Annotated in this window: 2 protein-coding genes; both read right to left on the bottom strand. The window is 61.7% G+C overall.

Annotation, left to right across the window (positions count from 1 at the left end; genetic code table 11):
• Positions 1-514, bottom strand: a 514-nt coding sequence (locus tag RMQ73_RS04670) for a PEPxxWA-CTERM sorting domain-containing protein (RefSeq protein ID WP_310496897.1), incomplete at its 3' end; no start/stop codon positions are given.
• A 165-nt stretch (positions 515-679) separates the two neighbouring features.
• Complete coding sequence (locus tag RMQ73_RS04665) at positions 680-1,453, bottom strand: SDR family oxidoreductase (RefSeq protein ID WP_310496896.1); 774 nt, start codon at positions 1,451-1,453, stop codon at positions 680-682.
• Between the last annotated feature and the right edge of the window lie 352 nt (positions 1,454-1,805).

The raw sequence follows: 1,805 nt of genomic DNA, 5'->3' as shown, positions 1-1,805 counted from the left end.
GCATGGCCGCGCCGACAAGGCCGAAACCTGCGATCATCAGCGCCCAGCTCTGCGGCTCCGGCACGGCGATCGAGATGTCGAACCGGCCGCCATTGTCGGCAAACTGGCCGTCCATCACGCCGAAATACAGTGTCGAGGGTGTCGGCCCGACGTTGATCTTGAAGGTGTAGATATTGGCCGGGTTGAAGGCCGGCACCGATCCGACCAGAAAGTTCTGGACATTGCGCGACGGGTTGAAGGCTGCCAGCGGAACGGTGTCGAAACCGAGTGCATAATAGCCGGTGTTCAGCGTCTGGTTGGCGACATCATAAAATGCGTCGTTGATTCGCGAGCCCAGCGAAAAGCCGGTGCCCGAAACGCGCAGCGTGACTACGCCGGAATACAAGCCGACGCTCTGGCCGCCGTTTGGCGCGGTGAAGGTCACCGCCACATTTTCGACAGCCGCTGCCGGGGCCGCAAGGGCAAACGCGGCCGCCATCAGGCCCAGTTTCATCGTCTTGGAAAACGCAACCATCACAATTCTCCCTATCTTGACCGCTGCGCGCCGGCGCAGCTTGGTTAACAGATAGCAAGGATTATGCCTAAAAGGTTAACGACTTGATTTCAGTGACTTGGTTTCTGCCCTCAAGCGGACTTGTAAAGCTGACCGACAGATTGCCCTGCCATTTTGCCTGCCGGCTTACATGGCAGAGATGCCGCCATCGACATACAGCCCGTGCCCGGTCACCATCTTGGCCTCGTCCGACACCAGATAGACCGCCGCCCAGGCAACATCGTCCGGCTCGCCGACTGCACCGAGCGGAATCTGCCGGCCCAGCTTGTCCAGTCCCGCTTCGCGGCCCATGCGATCGGTGATGCCCTTGAGGATCGGCGTGTCGATGAACACCGGGTGGATAGAATTGCAGGTGATCCGGTATTGCTGCTTGGCGCAGTGCAGCGCCACCGATTTGGTCAGATGCCGCACCGCCGCCTTGGCGCTGTTGTAGGCGGCCGAGTTGTGCGAGGCGATGACACCGGCGATCGAGGAAATGTTGACGATGCTGCCGCGCACGCCGGTGTCCCGCACCGTGCGGGCCATGACCGGCAGCGACAGCTTGCAGCCGAAGAACACGCTGTCGAGATCGATGGCATGCACGCGGCGCCAGTCCTCGAAACTCGTGGCCTCGACCGTCGATCCCGCCGCAATGCCGGCATTGTTGATGAGCACATGGAAACCGCCGAATTGTGCCTCGGCAAAGGCAATTGCGGCCTCCCACTGCGCGACAACGGTGACGTCATGGCCGATGCTGACGGCGGCTTCGCCGATTTCGGCAGCAACGGCTGCGGCGCCGGCGGCATTGATATCGGTCAGCACGACCCGCGCGCCGGCTTCGGCAAAACGCCGGGCCATCTGAGCGCCGAGCCCCTGCGCTGCGCCAGTGATCAGCGCCACTTTGCCTGCAAGACGGCTCATATCGAACTCCCCATTTCTGTTGCGCGCATCATGGCTGCGGCTGCCGTCGCCCGCAAGCCTTGTCACCGGCGCGGCCACTGGCCATGCAAGTGTGACAGTTCGGCAACAATCGGGAATTTGCGTATGTAAACAGCCGTTGCCGCAGTGGACATGCGAGGCCATTGCGCTAGCAATGGCGTCAAATGGCGACAAAAGTCGCTCCGAATTGGTCTTTGGGGAGAATTTATGAAGACGTTTCTGCTGGCGACGGTTGCCGCGCTGACCCTGCCTGTTGCTGCCCAAGCCCAGGAAACGACCGCCCAAGCGGCCGAAGTGATGGAGCAGGGCGAGATCATCGTCACGGCAACCCGCC

The organism is Sandarakinorhabdus sp., from assembly GCF_031430775.1.
Lineage (GTDB): Bacteria > Pseudomonadota > Alphaproteobacteria > Sphingomonadales > Sphingomonadaceae > Sandarakinorhabdus.
Note: the sequence above shows the minus strand (reverse complement) of the source record. Positions and strands in the feature narration are given on the sequence as shown.